This is a genomic window from Gilliamella sp. BG2 (assembly GCF_046635645.1).
Classification (GTDB): domain Bacteria; phylum Pseudomonadota; class Gammaproteobacteria; order Enterobacterales; family Orbaceae; genus Gilliamella; species Gilliamella bombi.
This window is the reverse complement of sequence record NZ_JBIDFF010000011.1, coordinates 44,930-60,925: the sequence shown is the minus strand read 5'-3', so window position 1 is coordinate 60,925 and position 15,996 is coordinate 44,930. Positions and strand designations below refer to the sequence as shown.

General features: G+C 33.5%; 14 protein-coding genes. 13 read left to right on the top strand and 1 reads right to left on the bottom strand.

Annotation, left to right across the window (positions count from 1 at the left end):
• Positions 1-658: 658 nt before the first annotated feature.
• The 7 genes from tmk to yciH all read left to right on the top strand — a co-directional run bounded on the left by tmk (position 659) and on the right by yciH (position 7,305).
• Positions 659-1,300, top strand: coding sequence for a dTMP kinase (gene tmk, locus ACGH6Q_RS06485; protein ID WP_411592391.1), 642 nt, complete (start codon positions 659-661; stop codon positions 1,298-1,300).
• Positions 1,297-2,280, top strand: coding sequence for a DNA polymerase III subunit delta' (gene holB, locus ACGH6Q_RS06480; protein WP_065590323.1), 984 nt, complete (start codon positions 1,297-1,299; stop codon positions 2,278-2,280). The genes tmk and holB overlap by 4 nt, the downstream gene beginning before the upstream one ends.
• A gap of 76 nt (positions 2,281-2,356) precedes the next feature.
• Positions 2,357-3,757 carry an MBOAT family O-acyltransferase gene (locus tag ACGH6Q_RS06475; RefSeq protein ID WP_065590324.1) on the top strand — a complete coding sequence of 467 codons (1,401 nt, stop codon included), beginning with the start codon at positions 2,357-2,359 and terminating at the stop codon, positions 3,755-3,757.
• A 16-nt stretch (positions 3,758-3,773) separates the two neighbouring features.
• Positions 3,774-5,072, top strand: a complete 1,299-nt coding sequence (locus ACGH6Q_RS06470; protein WP_174798769.1) for a DUF459 domain-containing protein — start codon at positions 3,774-3,776, stop codon at positions 5,070-5,072.
• Positions 5,065-6,240, top strand: coding sequence for a GDSL-type esterase/lipase family protein (locus ACGH6Q_RS06465; protein ID WP_174798768.1), 1,176 nt, complete (start codon positions 5,065-5,067; stop codon positions 6,238-6,240). The genes ACGH6Q_RS06470 and ACGH6Q_RS06465 overlap by 8 nt, the downstream gene beginning before the upstream one ends.
• 29 nt (positions 6,241-6,269) lie before the next feature.
• Complete coding sequence (pyrF, locus tag ACGH6Q_RS06460) at positions 6,270-6,974, top strand: orotidine-5'-phosphate decarboxylase (protein ID WP_034910287.1); 705 nt, start codon at positions 6,270-6,272, stop codon at positions 6,972-6,974.
• A gap of 10 nt (positions 6,975-6,984) precedes the next feature.
• The gene (yciH, locus tag ACGH6Q_RS06455) at positions 6,985-7,305 is read left to right on the top strand and encodes a stress response translation initiation inhibitor YciH (RefSeq protein ID WP_174798766.1); all 321 of its coding nucleotides are present in this window, start codon (positions 6,985-6,987) and stop codon (positions 7,303-7,305) included.
• A gap of 60 nt (positions 7,306-7,365) precedes the next feature.
• On the opposite strand, the gene tmaR is transcribed toward yciH, so the two are convergent.
• Positions 7,366-7,686 carry a PTS system regulator TmaR gene (tmaR, locus tag ACGH6Q_RS06450; protein ID WP_085165540.1) on the bottom strand — a complete coding sequence of 107 codons (321 nt, stop codon included), beginning with the start codon at positions 7,684-7,686 and terminating at the stop codon, positions 7,366-7,368.
• Between the two features lie 308 nt (positions 7,687-7,994).
• Between tmaR and accD the strand changes: the two genes are divergently transcribed.
• The 6 genes from accD (at position 7,995) to ACGH6Q_RS06420 (ending at position 15,980) form a co-directional block, all read left to right on the top strand.
• Positions 7,995-8,885 (top strand): acetyl-CoA carboxylase, carboxyltransferase subunit beta, encoded by an 891-nt coding sequence (accD, locus tag ACGH6Q_RS06445; RefSeq protein ID WP_065590328.1) that lies wholly within the window; start codon positions 7,995-7,997, stop codon positions 8,883-8,885.
• A gap of 6 nt (positions 8,886-8,891) precedes the next feature.
• Entirely contained in the window at positions 8,892-10,163 is a 1,272-nt protein-coding gene (gene folC, locus ACGH6Q_RS06440; RefSeq protein ID WP_065590329.1) for a bifunctional tetrahydrofolate synthase/dihydrofolate synthase, read from the top strand.
• Between the two features lie 12 nt (positions 10,164-10,175).
• The gene (locus ACGH6Q_RS06435) at positions 10,176-10,751 is read left to right on the top strand and encodes an SPOR domain-containing protein (protein ID WP_174798765.1); all 576 of its coding nucleotides are present in this window, start codon (positions 10,176-10,178) and stop codon (positions 10,749-10,751) included.
• Positions 10,752-10,819: 68 nt separating this feature from the next.
• On the top strand, positions 10,820-11,305 hold the full coding sequence (locus ACGH6Q_RS06430; protein WP_085165571.1) for a CvpA family protein: 486 nt from the start codon (positions 10,820-10,822) through the stop codon (positions 11,303-11,305).
• Between the two features lie 18 nt (positions 11,306-11,323).
• Positions 11,324-12,838 carry an amidophosphoribosyltransferase gene (gene purF / locus ACGH6Q_RS06425; RefSeq protein ID WP_065590331.1) on the top strand — a complete coding sequence of 505 codons (1,515 nt, stop codon included), beginning with the start codon at positions 11,324-11,326 and terminating at the stop codon, positions 12,836-12,838.
• Positions 12,839-13,298: 460 nt separating this feature from the next.
• Positions 13,299-15,980, top strand: a complete 2,682-nt coding sequence (locus ACGH6Q_RS06420; protein WP_411592389.1) for an inverse autotransporter beta domain-containing protein — start codon at positions 13,299-13,301, stop codon at positions 15,978-15,980.
• Positions 15,981-15,996: the final 16 nt, after the last annotated feature.

Below are 15,996 nucleotides of genomic sequence, written 5' to 3'. Positions count from 1 at the left end.
CTTTCTCACTCTAATTTATAATTTGAGGAAAAACGTGAGTTGTTTTACTGCACGATTAAAATAATCTTCTAAACTACTTATAGGCAGTTGCTTAAAATCTGGTTTTATCTCTTTCAAATTATTAAATATTTGCTTATTATATGGTATCTTGATATAAAGGATATATACGTTTTTTGCCTTCTAATTCATTTGAAGGCAAGTTGGTTTAGTATATTTTTGATTGATAAGATGACTATTACAAAATCTAACAAATGAAATACTGTGAATTTTCAATTAATCATAAAACAGTATAAAATCCTGAATATTTTTTACAAAATATAACCCCAAAAGTGAATAGTTATGTAAATACCTTATAGTTAGTTTACAACTTAGGTTAAAATTTGTTGCTTGTTTTAGTGTTTTATATCCAGTAAGACTATTGTCAAATAGCCACAAAAAGCGCAAATAATTCCTACAATTAAATATATATCTTATTTATCTCCCTTGTATTTCACTAGCTGGTAGAAGTTTAGTTGCCATTGATAAAATTTAATAATGAAGGTATTAATTGTAAAATTGAAAAAAGTATTAATAATTCAAACTAAAATAATCAGTAAAAATAGCGTACAATAGCGCAATATTAAACACAAGCTTATTATAAATAGATTAGGAATTTAGTATGACCGGCAAATTTATTGTCGTCGAAGGGCTTGAAGGGGCAGGTAAGACCACCGCTATTGATATCGTTGCTCGTATTTTAAATCGACACAATATTGGCGATTTGCAGTTTACTCGAGAGCCAGGTGGAACAGCGATTGCTGAGGCATTACGCAATATTATTAAAAATGGTTTAGATAATGAGCTTTTGACTGATAAAGCCGAATTATTGATGTTATATGCCGCACGTATTCAGCTGATCGATAATGTAATTAAACCAGCACTTCATGCAGGTAGATGGGTTATTGGTGATCGTCATGACTTATCAACGCAAGCTTATCAAGGAGGTGGGCGCCAGTTAGATAAAGTTTTTATGATGACATTGAAAAAACAAGTGTTAGGTGATTTTAAACCTGATCTTACTTTATATTTGGATATTGATCCTCAAATAGGATTAATGCGAGCAAGATCTCGAGGTAAACTCGATCGCATCGAGCAACAGTCATTGCCGTTTTTTGAACGAACTCGTCAAAGTTATTTAGAACTTGCTAAACAAGATAAAACCATCATTACAGTTGATGCAGGAAAATCAATCGACAATGTGAATGGGCAAATTGAACAAATTTTAACTGCATGGTTAACTAAACAGGTTGATATTGAATGATCTTAAATGACTATCCTTGGCTTTCTTTGCCGTATCAGCAATTAGCTTCTGGAATTATGCACAAACGGGCTCATCATGCTTTATTAATTAATTATGTCCAAGGTAGTGGTGAAGATGAGTTTGTTTCAAAGATTGCAAGCCGTTTATTATGCCAATCTTCACAGCAATTGGAGCCGTGCTTAAACTGCCATAGTTGCCAATTATTTTTGTCTCACCATCACCCTGATTATTATGTAATAACCAATGAACAATCTAAACAGTCAATAGGTATTGATCAAATCCGTAAAATATCAAACAAAGTTTACGAAAAATCTCAGCAAGGTGGAAATAAAGTTATTTGGATAAAAAACGCAGCTTTAATGACCGAAGCTGCCGCCAATGCATTGTTAAAAACGTTAGAAGAACCACCAGAAAACACATATTTTATTTTAAGTGATGAACATAACAGCAAATTGCTTCCAACAATTCACAGTCGCTGTTTTTCTTATTTTTTACCTATTCCTAAATTGGAACAATCCATTGAATGGTTAAAAAGTCAACGCAATCAGCAATACAGCGATAATGAGCTTGCTTCAGCATTATTATTGAGCGAAAATGCACCTCTAAAAGCACTTGCACTATTGGTACCTGAAAAGTGGCAACAACGAAAAGCATTTTGTGATCATTTGTTAGAAGTTGTACCACAAAACAATTATTGGCAACTAGCTAAAACCTTTGATCATGAAGAATTTATTGAAAGAGTTATTTGGTTTTGTGCTTTATTAAGTGATGCGCTTAAAGCGAAGCAAAAAGTGGGGCGTTTTATTGTTAATCGTGATCAAGTCCCATTGGTTCGACTGCTCGCCACTAAAAGCAATGAAAAAATTTCTGAGCTCTATAATTTATGGTTGCAGGCAAGAAATCAGTTATTAACTGTTACTGGATTGAATAAAGAATTGATTGTTTATAATGTACTTGCTCAATCCGAATTGATTAGCTAGCAAAAAGTAAAGTATTTTATAAAGGGTTTAGTCAAAAATTTTCAGTAAAGTATACTGTTAAGTAATAAGGATTGCAGTGAGTTATTTATCTATAGAGTTTGGTTTACTCTTTATCGCTTTCTTTGCCTTGTATTGGGGATGTCACTTATCACCCAAAATACAAAATATTCTACTTTTAGTAGCAAGTTATCTTATTGTTGGCAGTTATAGCTGGCAATTTTCGCTTATCCTTTTTATTTATACATGTGCAATCTATTTGTTCTCAGTACTGATTGCTACATCTGAGCGTCACTCAAAACGATGGTTAATTTTAGGATTATGCTTATCAATAATTAATCTGGCGTTGTTTAAATATTTTGATTTTTTTCGTTATGAGTTGCAGGATCTACTTAATTTATTAAATTTACCAGTTTTACTACCTGTTATAACCGTACTAATTCCAATAGGCATCTCATTTTATACTTTCCATTCGGTAAGTTATTTAGTCTCGGTAAAAAAGAAAGAGTTACCCGTCGCTAACTTTTGGGATTTTGCCTTATTTTTGTCTTTTTTTCCAAGTATTATTGCAGGTCCTATTAACCGAGCTAAAGAATTTTTACCTCAAATTAGCATCAGTCAGCCTCGTAAAATTTTAGAGCCATTTCGTGCATTTACGTTGCTTATCTTGGCCGTAATCAAGGTTTACTGTTTAGGTGGTTTAATCAATGAATATTGGGTTAAACCAATATTTGCTAACCCGTTAGAATTTAGTGTAATTGATTTACTAGTAGGTCTTTATTCTTATGCAATGCAAATTTATTTAAATTTTTCAGGGTATACTGATTTAGTTACAGGTATTGCCTTATTGCTAGGATTTCGTTTACCAATTAACTTTAATTTCCCTTATTTAGCATTAAATTTGAGAGATTTTTGGGCACGTTGGCATATTAGCTTATCTCGTTGGATTCGCGATTATATTTATATTCCTTTAGGAGGAAGTCGTCGAGGTTTTATTCGGACTCAAATCAATGTCATGTTGGCAATGTTACTATCTGGATTATGGCATGGCGCTGGCATTAATTTTATTATTTGGGGGGCATGTCACGGCATTGGTATTGTGGCACTCAACATTGGCGATCGTTATTTTGGGCAAGATTGGATAGCTACACGTTCACCATGGATAGCACGGTTATTAACATGGCATTATGTCTGTTTCACATGGTTATTTTTTAATAGTGACAGTTTACCTGATTCAGTAGATTATATGACAGCATTAATGCATAACTTCTTGATAGAACCACATCATGCAGGGGCATTTTTAGTGATTTGTTTCATTTACTTTGCCTACCCGATGTGTAAAACTTTTACTGATTGGTTTATTATGCAGTTAACCAAAATACCGCATTTATATTTACCATTGATTTTTATTTTAATTCTGTGGTTGGTTATTTATATTGCACCATCAGGTATGCCAAACTTTATTTACGCTAATTTTTAATTATATTAATTTAATTATGATGATATATAAAAAATCGTTCTCAAAAAATAATAAAAAACCAAAATCTAGTTTGAAACGGCAACGTCATAAATCGCTGAATAAAAGTGTAATTAAAAAAAATCTTCACAAAAAAACAAACACACCTCTCGTTTTTACTGGCAGCCCTTTATCAGCTCGTTATATATTAGTTATAATGTCTGTTACTGCTATTGCATTAATTGCGATTTATTATAAATCTATATTGATTTATTGCCAGCAAGCATACCATACTGATTTATTTGATGGTAATACGATTGCTTCCCAAGAAATTTCATCACAAGATATTGAAAAAAACTACATTGATGAGCAAAATGATCAAGAACATATAATCACACAAGCATCAACTTCACTTACTCAACCGATTGATGTTGCTTTACCCGTTACTGAAAATAAAACATCCAAGTTAGCAACGGATGAGTTTGATGAGATAAAACAAAATAAAAAAATCGAAGAAGTAGTTACAGACAAAAATCTAAAAAGTGAAGATACTGGTGCGGATTACAATTTAGAGATATATTCTGATACTACTAATCAAAATAAGCAAGAAATAGTATCTGTACTTCAAGATAGGAATGATGAAGTTCATAAGGATATTGAATCAATCCATGAACCACTACCGATTGTTCTAACAAGTAATGATAAGGTATTTTTTGCAGGTGACTCTTTAATGCAAGGCGTTGCACCATATGTAAAAAAAATGTTGTTTAAGCAGTATAAAATAGAAAGTATTGATTTGAGCAAACAAAGTACAGGACTTGCTTATCCAAGTGCCTTCGATTGGCCAAAAACAATTAATGATAATTTAATTGCTGATCCTTCAATAAAATTATTGGTCGTTTTTCTTGGTGCTAATGATCCTTGGGATTTTCCTGTTAAAGGTTATGCCAAATACGCTAAATTTAAATCTGAATTATGGGAAGAGCACTACCGTTTGCGTATTGCATCTATTTTAAATAGTGCTATAGAAAATGATGTTCAAGTACTTTGGCTTGCTGCGCCTTGTATGCGTAAACACAAATTAAATAATGGAATGGTTTATCTAAATAATTTATATAAATCTGAAATAGAAAAAACTCAACAACATTTCTTAACAACAAACGAATTATTGGGTTGCACATACGAAAAGTTCAGTAATTTCATAGAAACCGATAAAGCCAAAATTAAAGTAAGAGTTGATGATGGGGTTCATTTTACACCAACTGGTCAAAAAATTTTGGCAAAAGCGATTATGGAACAAATAATTTATAAAGAATTAGAGGATACCTTTAATGATTAAATCTTTAAAGTATATTATAACCGTAATTGCAGTAACAATTACCGTTGGTTGTAGTGTAGCTGAAAGTAAAACCACCACGGTATCTACTATTGTTGATTTTGGTGATCCTAATGCTAAACAATTTGCAATGCGTTTAAAATCGTTAGAGGATAATAAAAAAACGGATCAAGTGGTCAATATTACTCAATTTGGTGATTCGCATTCAGCCGCTGATTTTTTTACTGGTGAGTTAAGAACATTAATGCAACAAAAGTATGGTAATGCTGGTATTGGCTGGATAACGCCTGTAGCTATAAAAGGACAAAGCCATGCAGCTGTTACGTGGAGTTCTAAAAATTGGAATGTGCTAAGTAGCCGAACTTTAAGTAACTTAGATTTTCCTATGGGTGGTTTTATTGCTAAACCAAATAAAGATTTAGCCACTATCCGAATTACACCAAGAGGCTCTAATAATAAAGATTGGCAAGTTAAGTTAACCTTTAAAGCACTTAAAAATAACACAAATTCATTAGCGCTTTATGATGCTAATAATCATAAAATTAATTTAAGCAATACTCCAAAATCAAATACTTGGCAAACAGCTTCGGTTGTTTCTAAAATGCCATTGGTTATAAAAGGTCAAAAAGATATAGAGCTTGGTGGAATTTGGTTGACTCGTTATCAACAACCAGGTGTTATTGTTTCATCTATTGCCACTAATGGAGCTAAACAGACAATTTGGCAAAAGTGGGGGAAAGATTGGTTTAAAGAACTGTCTATATCACAAAGTGATTTAATTATTTTAGAATACGGGACAAATGAAAGTTTTGATGGAGCATTAGATGCTAATCAATATCGAAAAAATTTAGTGAATAATATTAGACTGATTCGTAAAACATTACCCAATGCTACGATCTTGATAATGACACCGCCTGATACTATGGCAAATGAAACAAATATGCCTAAGTCTTTTGCAAAGATAATGGATATTCAAAAACAAGTTGCTAAATCTGAAAAAACATTATTTTGGGATTGGCAAGTGGCAATGGGGGGAAAGTATTCTATTAAGCAGTGGCGAAAACGGGGGTTAGCACGCCCAGATTTAGTGCATCAAACTTTACGAGGTTATAAAGAAAGCGCTCGTATTTTTTATGCTGATTTGAATGAATTTGTTAGAAAGAATAGCTAAGAATTTTGATTAGAAGGAATAAATGAGTTATGGCATCACCAATTATTGTTGCAGTTGATTTTCCAGATGTTAAATCGGCATGGAATTTTATTGATCGTGTAGATCCCAAAGATTGTCGCATTAAAATTGGTAAAGAGCTTTTTACACATGCAGGACCTGACTTTATCAAGCAAATTATGAAAAAAGGTTTTGATGTTTTTTTAGATCTTAAATTCCATGATATTCCAAATACTGTCGCAAAAGCAATTGCTGCAACTGCTGACCTTGGTGTGTGGATGACCAATGTTCATGCTAGCGGTGGTTCACGCATGATGACAGCTGCTAAAGATGCGCTTTATTCATATGGTAAAGATGCCCCTATTTTGATTGCAGTAACAGTATTAACTAGCATGGAGTTAGCAGATCTACAAGAAATTGGTATTAACGTATCACCTTTAGAGCAAGCAACCAGATTAGCAATACTTGCTAAAAACTGCGGGCTTGATGGTGTAGTATGTTCAGCGAAAGAAGTACAAAGTTTTAAAACCCGTTTGGGTAGTGATTTTAAATTGGTGACACCAGGTATTAGACCAGTGGGTACTAATTCTGATGACCAAAGGCGTATTATGACACCTCAGCGAGCTCAAGCTGCAGGTTCTGATTATTTAGTCATTGGACGCCCAATTACCCAAGCAGAAGATCCTGCTAAAGCTTTACAAACAATTTTAGCAACACTAGATACAAGTAAGAGTTAATAATATTATTATGTCTGATAATTCAATTGTTTACTCGACCGATAAAGGTCGAATTAAACCGACCCAAACACTTATCTCACGCCCTAAGGGGGATGGTATTATTCGAATTCAACGACAAACATCAGGCCGTAAAGGTAAAGGTGTTTGTGTTATTACTGGATTTGATATCGATCATACTCAATTATTACAGTTAGCAGCAGAATTAAAAAAACGTTGTGGTTGTGGGGGAGCAGTTAAAGATGATGTTATTGAAATACAAGGTGATAAACGTGATTTATTAAAGTCATTGCTAGAAGATAAAGGATTTAAAGTAAAGCTAGCAGGTGGCTGATTTAGTTTATAAAATTAGCGCCCACAATAAAAATGGACGCTAATTACAGCACAATAGATTTTAATTAGAACGATAACTACGCATTTTTTTACTGATCTCTCGACGTTCTTTTGAAATTTCAGCATTTTTAATAATGTAATCATCAACACGATCATCGTAATCGCTTTTCATGTTCGCAATAATTGCTTGAAGCTCTTCATAAGTCATATCTGGTTTAATATATTCGCTCAAGTTTTCAAGTAGCAGTACTCTTTTTTGGTTGTCACGAATTTTCTTTTCGTTATCTGATATTTCACGTTTTAATTTATTCAAACGGCGTGATAAACGAATGTATTCTAATACATCTTGAAACGATGGTGCGGTTGTTTTTTCCTTGTCCATCTATAACCCCTTATTTCAAAAAATGGAAAATAAACTTTTACCAATTATATACCAATAATTTTTTAAGATCATATTAATTATATTTTTAAACAAAATGATATTTCAGTAGATTAGTTATCTGTTGAGTGTTAGCTATTTTAAATTCGATTTTAAGCAGATTTTATTTCTAAATCTTTATCAAAATATTTTTTTATTTTATAAGGTTATTTGCAAAATAACATAAAAATAAAAACAGCTATTAAGAATTAGTGCAAAGTATTGTACAATACCTTCAAATTTGTAAAAAGTGCCAGAATGAGAGAATCATAATGAGCTGGATTGAAAAAATTCTTAGTAAAAATAATATATCGTCAGATCATAAAAAGGCGAATATTCCTGGTGGCGTTTGGACAAAATGCACTAACTGTGATCAAGTCATTTATCAAGCTGAACTCGATCTTAATTTAGAGGTCTGTCCAAAATGTGATCACCATATGCATATCCCTGCCCGAGTGCGTTTATATCGTTTTTTAGACGAAGGTTCGGATATCGAAATTGGTGCAGATCTTATGCCTAAAGATATCTTAAAATTTAAAGATACTAAAAAATATAAAGATCGATTAACAGCAGCTCAAAAAGAAACTCACGAAAAAGAAGCAATGGTTGTCATGAAGGGAACATTGCTTGGCGTACCAGTAGTTGTTGCTTGTTTTGAATTTGCTTTCATTGGTGGTTCAATGTCTTCTGTTGTTGGTGCATTATTCACTCGCGCCGCAGAGCAGGCCATTGAGGATAAATGCCCTTTAATTTGCTTTTCAACAAGTGGTGGTGCACGAATGCAAGAGGCGCTATTCTCATTAATGCAAATGGCAAAGACGAGCGCTATTCTTGCTAAAATGCAAGATGAAGGTTTACCATATATTTCAGTAATGACCGACCCTACCATGGGAGGTGTATCGGCAAGTCTGGCAATGTTGGGTGACATTAATATTGCTGAACCTAAAGCACTAATTGGTTTTGCTGGTCCTCGAGTGATTCAACAAACTGTTCGTGAAACATTACCAGAAGGTTTTCAACGTAGTGAATTTTTACTTGAAAAAGGGGCAATTGATATGATCATTCATCGCAAAGATATGCGTTCTAAAATTGCCAGTTTAGTAACAAAATTAATGAAACTACCTGATCCGTTTAATGAAGTTACTCTTAACGAGACAGCTTAATTGAGTATGACAAATAACCAACTGAATGCCATGTCAGATCTAAAGACATGGCTTTATTATTTAGAACAACTACATCCTATAACTATTGACTTAGGTTTAGAACGAGTAAAAGCTGTAGCTCAGCGCCTAGATTTATTACAACCAGCGCCTTATATTTTTACCGTTGCTGGCACTAATGGCAAAGGAACAACTTGTCGAACGCTTGAAATGATATTACTTGAAGCGAATTTAAAAGTTGGTGTTTATAGCTCTCCCCATTTATTACGTTTTACTGAACGGGTACGTATTAATAATCAAGAATCAAGTGAACAACAAACCGTAAAAGCCTTTGTAGAAATAGAACAAGCCAGAGGTGATATATCGCTTACCTATTTTGAATATGCAACACTTGCTGCACTTTATCAATTTAAACAAGCAAAATTAGATGTAGTTATATTAGAAGTTGGTCTTGGTGGGCGACTTGATGCAACTAATATCGTTGATGCTGATGTGGCAGTTATTACAACTATTGGTATTGATCATGTTGATTATTTAGGTGATACCCGTGAAAGTATCGGACGTGAAAAAGCAGGCATTTTTAAACCTAAAAGTATTGCTATTGTTGGTGAGCCAGATGTACCAGCATCTATTTTAAATGTGGCTAAATCTGTGAATTGCTCTATTTATAGGGTAAATTGTGATTGGCGTTACCAACAACTTAATAAAGATTTATGGTCATTTGAATCGGCAATAAGACAGTATAAAAATTTACCTATTGCCAATGTTCCTTTAGCTAATGCAGCAACTGCAATTGCAGCTATAAGTTATTCATCACTTAAAATAACACAAGATGAAATAACTAAAGGATTGGCAAAATCAAATTTAATCGGGCGTTTTCAAATTATTCAAACATCGCCACTGGTTATTCTTGATGTAGCACATAACCCACATGCAGCAGCTTATTTAACACAACAATTAGAAAAACTAAAAGCAGAATATTTGCAAGTAGGCAAAGTTAGATTTGTTGTTGGTATGCTTAAGGATAAAGATATTAAAAGTACCTTATCCATCTTAAAAGGTGATAGATGGTATTGTGCTTCACTTTATGGTGAACGAGGTTGTAGTGCTGAAGTATTAAAACAGCACTTATTTAATGAAGGTGAGTTTAATGTATCAGCATTTGATACTGTATCTAAAGCCTATCAAAAGGCAATGCAAGATGCTAAAGAAGATGATATCATCGTGGTATGTGGCTCATTTCATACTGTATCGGATGTGTTAACTGAAATTGAGCATTAAGTGGAATTAGTCATGGTAGACAATCAAGAAAATAATCCCAATAGAGTAAGAAATTGCCTTGTAGGTTTTGCTACATTACTACTTATTATTGCAGCAATAGTCCCGTGGATTATAACGGATAAACCTAACTTACGAACGACAACAACACCAATTTTGCAACCTGAAGTGGTTACGCAGCAAAATCAAGTGGTAGTACCATCTGATGATGTTGATGACAATTTTACCCATAATATATCAGATGTTCCTTACCTATCTGGCTCAGATCAAGATCTAAATTCATCAGCTTCATCTGATATTGTTGATGATACTGACGATTCAACAAATATAATTCAACCTTCAATGTCACAGCAAGAATCTAAACCTTATATGATCCAACTTACGGCTTTAAAAAATAAACAAAAAATAGAAGAGTTAATTGCATTATTACGATTAAATAATTATAGCGTTAGAACAATACCTGATAACCCAGAACCTAATCAGTTAATTAAGTTACAGGTTGGCCCTTATGCTAAAAAAGAGCAAGCTGAACAAGTCATTATTAATTTAAATAACCTAACAAAATTAGAAGGTATTATTATTACTAATTGACCGTTGTGCTACTTGTTTTTAAGTTGTAAAGAATAATTATTATTAATAAAAAGTTGTGAGTTATTATGATGAACTGGGCTGATTTTACGATTATTGGTGTAATTGCTTTTTCTGCATTAATTAGCGTTGTTCGAGGTTTTGTTCGAGAAGCGTTATCATTAGTTAGCTGGATATTAGCTTTTTTTATTTCCAGTCAATTTTATATTTATATTACTGATTATTTAACTTATTTTGATAGTGATGTTATACGTATTGCTGTAGCAATTGTTATTTTATTTATTGCTACCTTATTGGTTTGTTCGATTGTGTCTTATGTTATTGGACAATTATTAAAAAAAACGGGATTATCTGGTACTGATCGTTTATTAGGTATCTGTTTTGGTGTATTACGAGGCGTTTTAGTTGTTGCAGCTATTCTTTTTTTAGTTGATACTTTTACGCCGTTATCACAATCACCTTACTGGATTCAATCTCAGCTAATCCCGCATTTTAGTTTTATTATTCGCTGGTTTTTTGATTTTATACAACAGTCTTCTTCGTTTTTAATACAATAAATTTGGGGTAACCATAGTATGTGTGGTGTTGTTGGTATTGTTGGGAATAGTTCTGTTAATCAATCTATTTATGATGCATTGACTGTTTTGCAACATCGAGGGCAAGATGCAGCAGGTATTGTGACTATCGATAATCAAAATCGATTTCGTTTACGCAAAGCGAATGGTTTAGTCAAAGATGTGTTTCAAGAGCATCATATGCAACGGTTGCAAGGTAATTTGGGCATAGGACATATTCGTTATCCTACCGCAGGTAGCTCAAGCCCATCCGAAGCGCAACCTTTTTATGTCAATTCACCTTATGGTATTGCGCTTGCTCATAATGGAAATTTAACCAATACTGATCAGTTGCGTAATAAAGTGTTCGAACTTGCAAGGCGTCATATTAATACCAATTCCGACTCAGAGGTGCTACTCAATATTCTTGCTAATGAACTTGACAAATTTCCCACCTATCCACTAACTGCCGACAATATTTTTACAGCAATACATAATGTTCATAACATAATTAAAGGCGCATATGCCTGTGTTGCAATGATTATTGGGCATGGTCTTGTTGCTTTTCGTGATCCTTATGGAATACGGCCATTAGTTATTGGTAAACGGGTACTTGAGAATCAGAAAATTGAGTACATGGTTGCCTCTGAAAGTGTAGCATTAGATATTCTCGATTTTGAGTTTATACGTGATGTCGAACCAGGTGAGGCAATTTATATTACTCAAGATGGACAATTATATTCTCAGCAATGTTCGGATAACCCTCAATATTATCCATGTATTTTTGAATATGTTTATTTTGCAAGACCTGATTCTTTAATGAATGGTGTCTCAGTTTATCAATCACGTATTCAAATGGGGCAAAAATTGGGGGCTAAAATAGCAAGAGAATGGAAAGATGTTGATATTGATGTAGTCATCCCTATTCCCGAAACATCTTGTGATGCCGCTCTTGAAATTGCACGTATTTTAAATAAACCTTACCGGCAAGGGTTTGTTAAAAATCGCTATGTTGGACGCACCTTTATTATGCCAGGGCAAAGCGCACGTAAATTGTCTGTAAGACGAAAACTCAATGCTAACCGTATTGAATTTGAAGGTAAAAATGTCTTATTAGTTGATGATTCGATTGTACGAGGAACAACCTCAAAAGAAATTCTCGAAATGGTACGTTCTGTTGGAGCTAAAAAAGTCTATTTAGCGTCTGCTGCGCCAGAAATCAGGCATCCAAATGTTTATGGGATAGATATGCCGGTTGCCCGTGAACTTATTGCTTATAACCGAACAGTTGATGAAATAGCAAAAAATATCGGTGCTGATAAGGTTATATTTCAAGATTTATCTGATTTAATTAATTCAATTACAGAACAAAACTCCAACATTCATCATTTAGAGTGTTCTGTTTTTGATGGAAAATATGTTACTGAAGGAATTGATGATAGCTATTTATCATTATTAGAACAGAAAAGAAATGAAACTAAAAAATCTTCAGACATTAAAGAATCAGAAAACCTAGAGATTTATAATGAAGGTTAATAAATTGTGAAAATATAAAATACAATATAAAGGCCTAAAATTATCAATTAGGTCTTTTTTTATTTAGAGAATAATTTTATAATTTATTTAGCTAGTTACCTACAATAAATTCTTTAATATCAAAAGAAATAGCAATTCCTCACTACTCAACTAGATCTACATCCACTATTAAATTTACAAAACTTTACAAATCTTAATAAATCTTTACTTAATAAATTGAATAATAATGATAAATAAAAAATATATAAAAAACTCAACAAAAAACATAACAAAAAGGTAATAAATTATTTTGATAAATGACATTTTTGTAATAGAATTGCAAAAATTAAAAAATAGTTGTAAAAATCTAAATAGTAAAAGTTAATAAGAAATAATTATATTGCTATTTAAAATTAGAAATTGATATTGGCAATAGATTTCATATTATGCGCTTTATCGGTGAAATATAAGGAATATTAAGATGAGAAAGAATCTTAATTTAACGATTATCTCTGCATTTGTAATAGCTACATTAGGATGGCAATCTGCTTTTGCTTCTGAAGCTCAAGTATCGCAAGGTCCTATAGATAGTAATAAAATAATTGAGTTAAAAGATGGTACGAAAGCTCGTGAGATGCTTAACAATCAGCAACGCAGTCTTTATCAAATTGCACTTTTAAGTAGTATCTCTATTTCAGAATTACGTGCAATGAATGCGGGGCGTTTTGATAAAAAAGATGTTGTTGAGATTGGTGAGCGTATTGTTCTGCCTGAGAATTCACCATTGTTACCTGCAATTAAATTAAACGATGATAAAAAAGATGAACACGCCAATTTGCCTCAATTAGGATCAGATGATAATTACGATGTAAAAAAGGATAAAGACGCACTATCAACTCAAATAGCTTCAACATTACAAACTTTAGCTAGCCAAGACTGGAAACAAATAACTTCGCCAGACAATGGTGGTCTATCCCAACATTTAAAAAACAAGGGTAAAGATTACGCAGAAAGTTATGTACGAAATGGGGTTAAAAACCAAGTTGTTGATCCAGTACGTAATGCTGTACAGGATTTTTTAGGTCGTTTTGGTACTGCTCAGTTACAATTTGATTTAAGTGATAAAGGCGAATTTAACAATGTCAATTTGAAGTTATTTAGCCCATGGTATGACACAGAAGATACATTAATATTTAGCCAAATATCATTTCAGGAATATGAACACAACCGTCGAATAGGTAACTTTGGTATTGGTCAGCGTTGGGATGTTGCTGATAAAAAATGGTTACTTGGTTATAACGTATTTTTTGACCATGATTTCCAGCGTTCACACAATCGTTTAGGTATTGGTGCCGAAGCTTGGACTGATTATATGAAATTTGCTGCTAACTATTATCATCCGTTATCAGACTGGAAGGATTCTAAAGATTTTGATGATTATTTAGAACGAGCAGCAAGAGGCTTTGATGTTCGATTCCAAGGATATTTACCGCAATATCCACATTTGGGCGGATCACTGATGTATGAACAATACTATGGTGATAAAGTTGCTTTATTTGGTAAAGATAATTTACAAAAAGACCCGCGAGCAATTACTGTCGGTCTTGATTATACACCAGTTCCACTTTTCACTATTAAGGCTGAGCATAAACGAGGTCAAGACAATAAAAAGGCAACTAAAGCTGAACTTACAATGAACTATCGTATAGGTACACCGTTAAAAGATCAGTTAGATCCAGATATGGTTCAATCTGCTCGTTCCTTAAAAGGTAGTCGTTATGATTTAGTTGATCGTAATAACTATATCGTTCTTGAATATAAAGAAAAGAAAATATCGGTCGATTTAGGGCTTGAGCAAACTCAGTTAATCGAAGGACAAGCCTATCCGCTAAATATCAGTGTTCACAATGCTAAGAACTTATCAAGTTTAGTATGGTCTGGTGATATGCTTGAAATTGACGCTGGAGGTGGTTTTTTATGTATTGCTACAGGTGGGTGTACGGCTTCTTCATGGCTTAATCCACCAGCCGATGTAAATAATTGGCAAATTGTTGCTCCTAGTTATGTTGATCAAGATGGTCAGCGTCGCCCAGTTAGTACAAATGGCAAATATTCTTTATCAGTATCAGTCACTGATAGCCGAGGAAAATCTGCAACATCTAATGCTGTAAGTTTTGAAGTGTTACCCGACCCAGCAATGCGTAAAATTGGTGTATGGGCAATTGATAAAGGTGGAAATAAAACAGCAATGGCGATGAATCCAGCCGATGGTGTAAGTACAGTCACAGTGTTGGCGACATTGGTTAAACCTAAGGTTCCGAATGGTTCAATTGCATCAGGGCAAGATGTAGATGGTTTTAGTGACGAAGAACTTATGGAACGTATACCAAATACTTTTGAATCAGTACTAAAAGGTTGGACAGCAACAAGTAATGGTAAAAAATTAACACTGATTAATGGTACATCTGGAAATGTTACTGCTTGTCCTGCTCAAGAAGCATGCGTTATTGTAAAGTCTTTTGAAAAAGTCAAAAAAGGCCAAAAAGTATCAGCTAAGGCCTCGACTGCAGCTGGTGTTGAAGTAATTGGTGATAGTTATACTTTAGATGTTGCCTCAAATGTTGAGGGTATTGTTGATTTTTCTATCGAGATTGAGCAGTTTGGCTCCTCATTTAATAAAGCGTCTGTAGATTTTTCTGGCGGTAAAGCTGGATTATTAGAAGTTTATCGTAAGGATGGTACATTAGTTGCTCAACAAAACGGTCATTTACTTGTATTTGATCCTCAAGGACCAAAAGAGTGGAAAGTCGATAGTGAATATTACGTTAAAGCTTATGCTTCTGATGGCATAACCGAAATTGTGAATCCTTTCGTTATCTGGTCATTGGTTGGTTCAAATGAAAAGGCATGTCCAGGTCAAGCTGCAACAGCTGAGTTGCCAGACTCATTATCAAATGCCAATGGTCCATGGTTTAATGTTGCCATGGGAGAAAATGCACACTACACAATAAAAAGCTTAAAAACAAATAGTTATGCTTCATTGGGCAAAAGTATCGATAAGGTTGCTGGAGCACCAACGTATTTAAATTTAGAACCAATAAATGTATCACAGCTAGCATGTGCAGGAGATCAAGGATTTAAACTGCAAGTAGTTGTTAACTAATAGTGATTAAAAGGCT

Coding starts and splice junctions, on each gene's coding strand:
- tmk (WP_411592391.1), top strand. CDS start 659: ATGACCGGCAAATTTATTGTCGTCGAAGGGCTTGAAGGGGCAGGTAAG.
- holB (WP_065590323.1), top strand. CDS start 1,297: ATGATCTTAAATGACTATCCTTGGCTTTCTTTGCCGTATCAGCAATTA.
- ACGH6Q_RS06470 (WP_174798769.1), top strand. CDS start 3,774: ATGATGATATATAAAAAATCGTTCTCAAAAAATAATAAAAAACCAAAA.
- ACGH6Q_RS06465 (WP_174798768.1), top strand. CDS start 5,065: ATGATTAAATCTTTAAAGTATATTATAACCGTAATTGCAGTAACAATT.
- pyrF (WP_034910287.1), top strand. CDS start 6,270: ATGGCATCACCAATTATTGTTGCAGTTGATTTTCCAGATGTTAAATCG.
- yciH (WP_174798766.1), top strand. CDS start 6,985: ATGTCTGATAATTCAATTGTTTACTCGACCGATAAAGGTCGAATTAAA.
- tmaR (WP_085165540.1), bottom strand. CDS start 7,686: ATGGACAAGGAAAAAACAACCGCACCATCGTTTCAAGATGTATTAGAA.
- accD (WP_065590328.1), top strand. CDS start 7,995: ATGAGCTGGATTGAAAAAATTCTTAGTAAAAATAATATATCGTCAGAT.
- folC (WP_065590329.1), top strand. CDS start 8,892: ATGACAAATAACCAACTGAATGCCATGTCAGATCTAAAGACATGGCTT.
- ACGH6Q_RS06435 (WP_174798765.1), top strand. CDS start 10,176: ATGGTAGACAATCAAGAAAATAATCCCAATAGAGTAAGAAATTGCCTT.
- ACGH6Q_RS06430 (WP_085165571.1), top strand. CDS start 10,820: ATGAACTGGGCTGATTTTACGATTATTGGTGTAATTGCTTTTTCTGCA.
- purF (WP_065590331.1), top strand. CDS start 11,324: ATGTGTGGTGTTGTTGGTATTGTTGGGAATAGTTCTGTTAATCAATCT.
- ACGH6Q_RS06420 (WP_411592389.1), top strand. CDS start 13,299: ATGAGAAAGAATCTTAATTTAACGATTATCTCTGCATTTGTAATAGCT.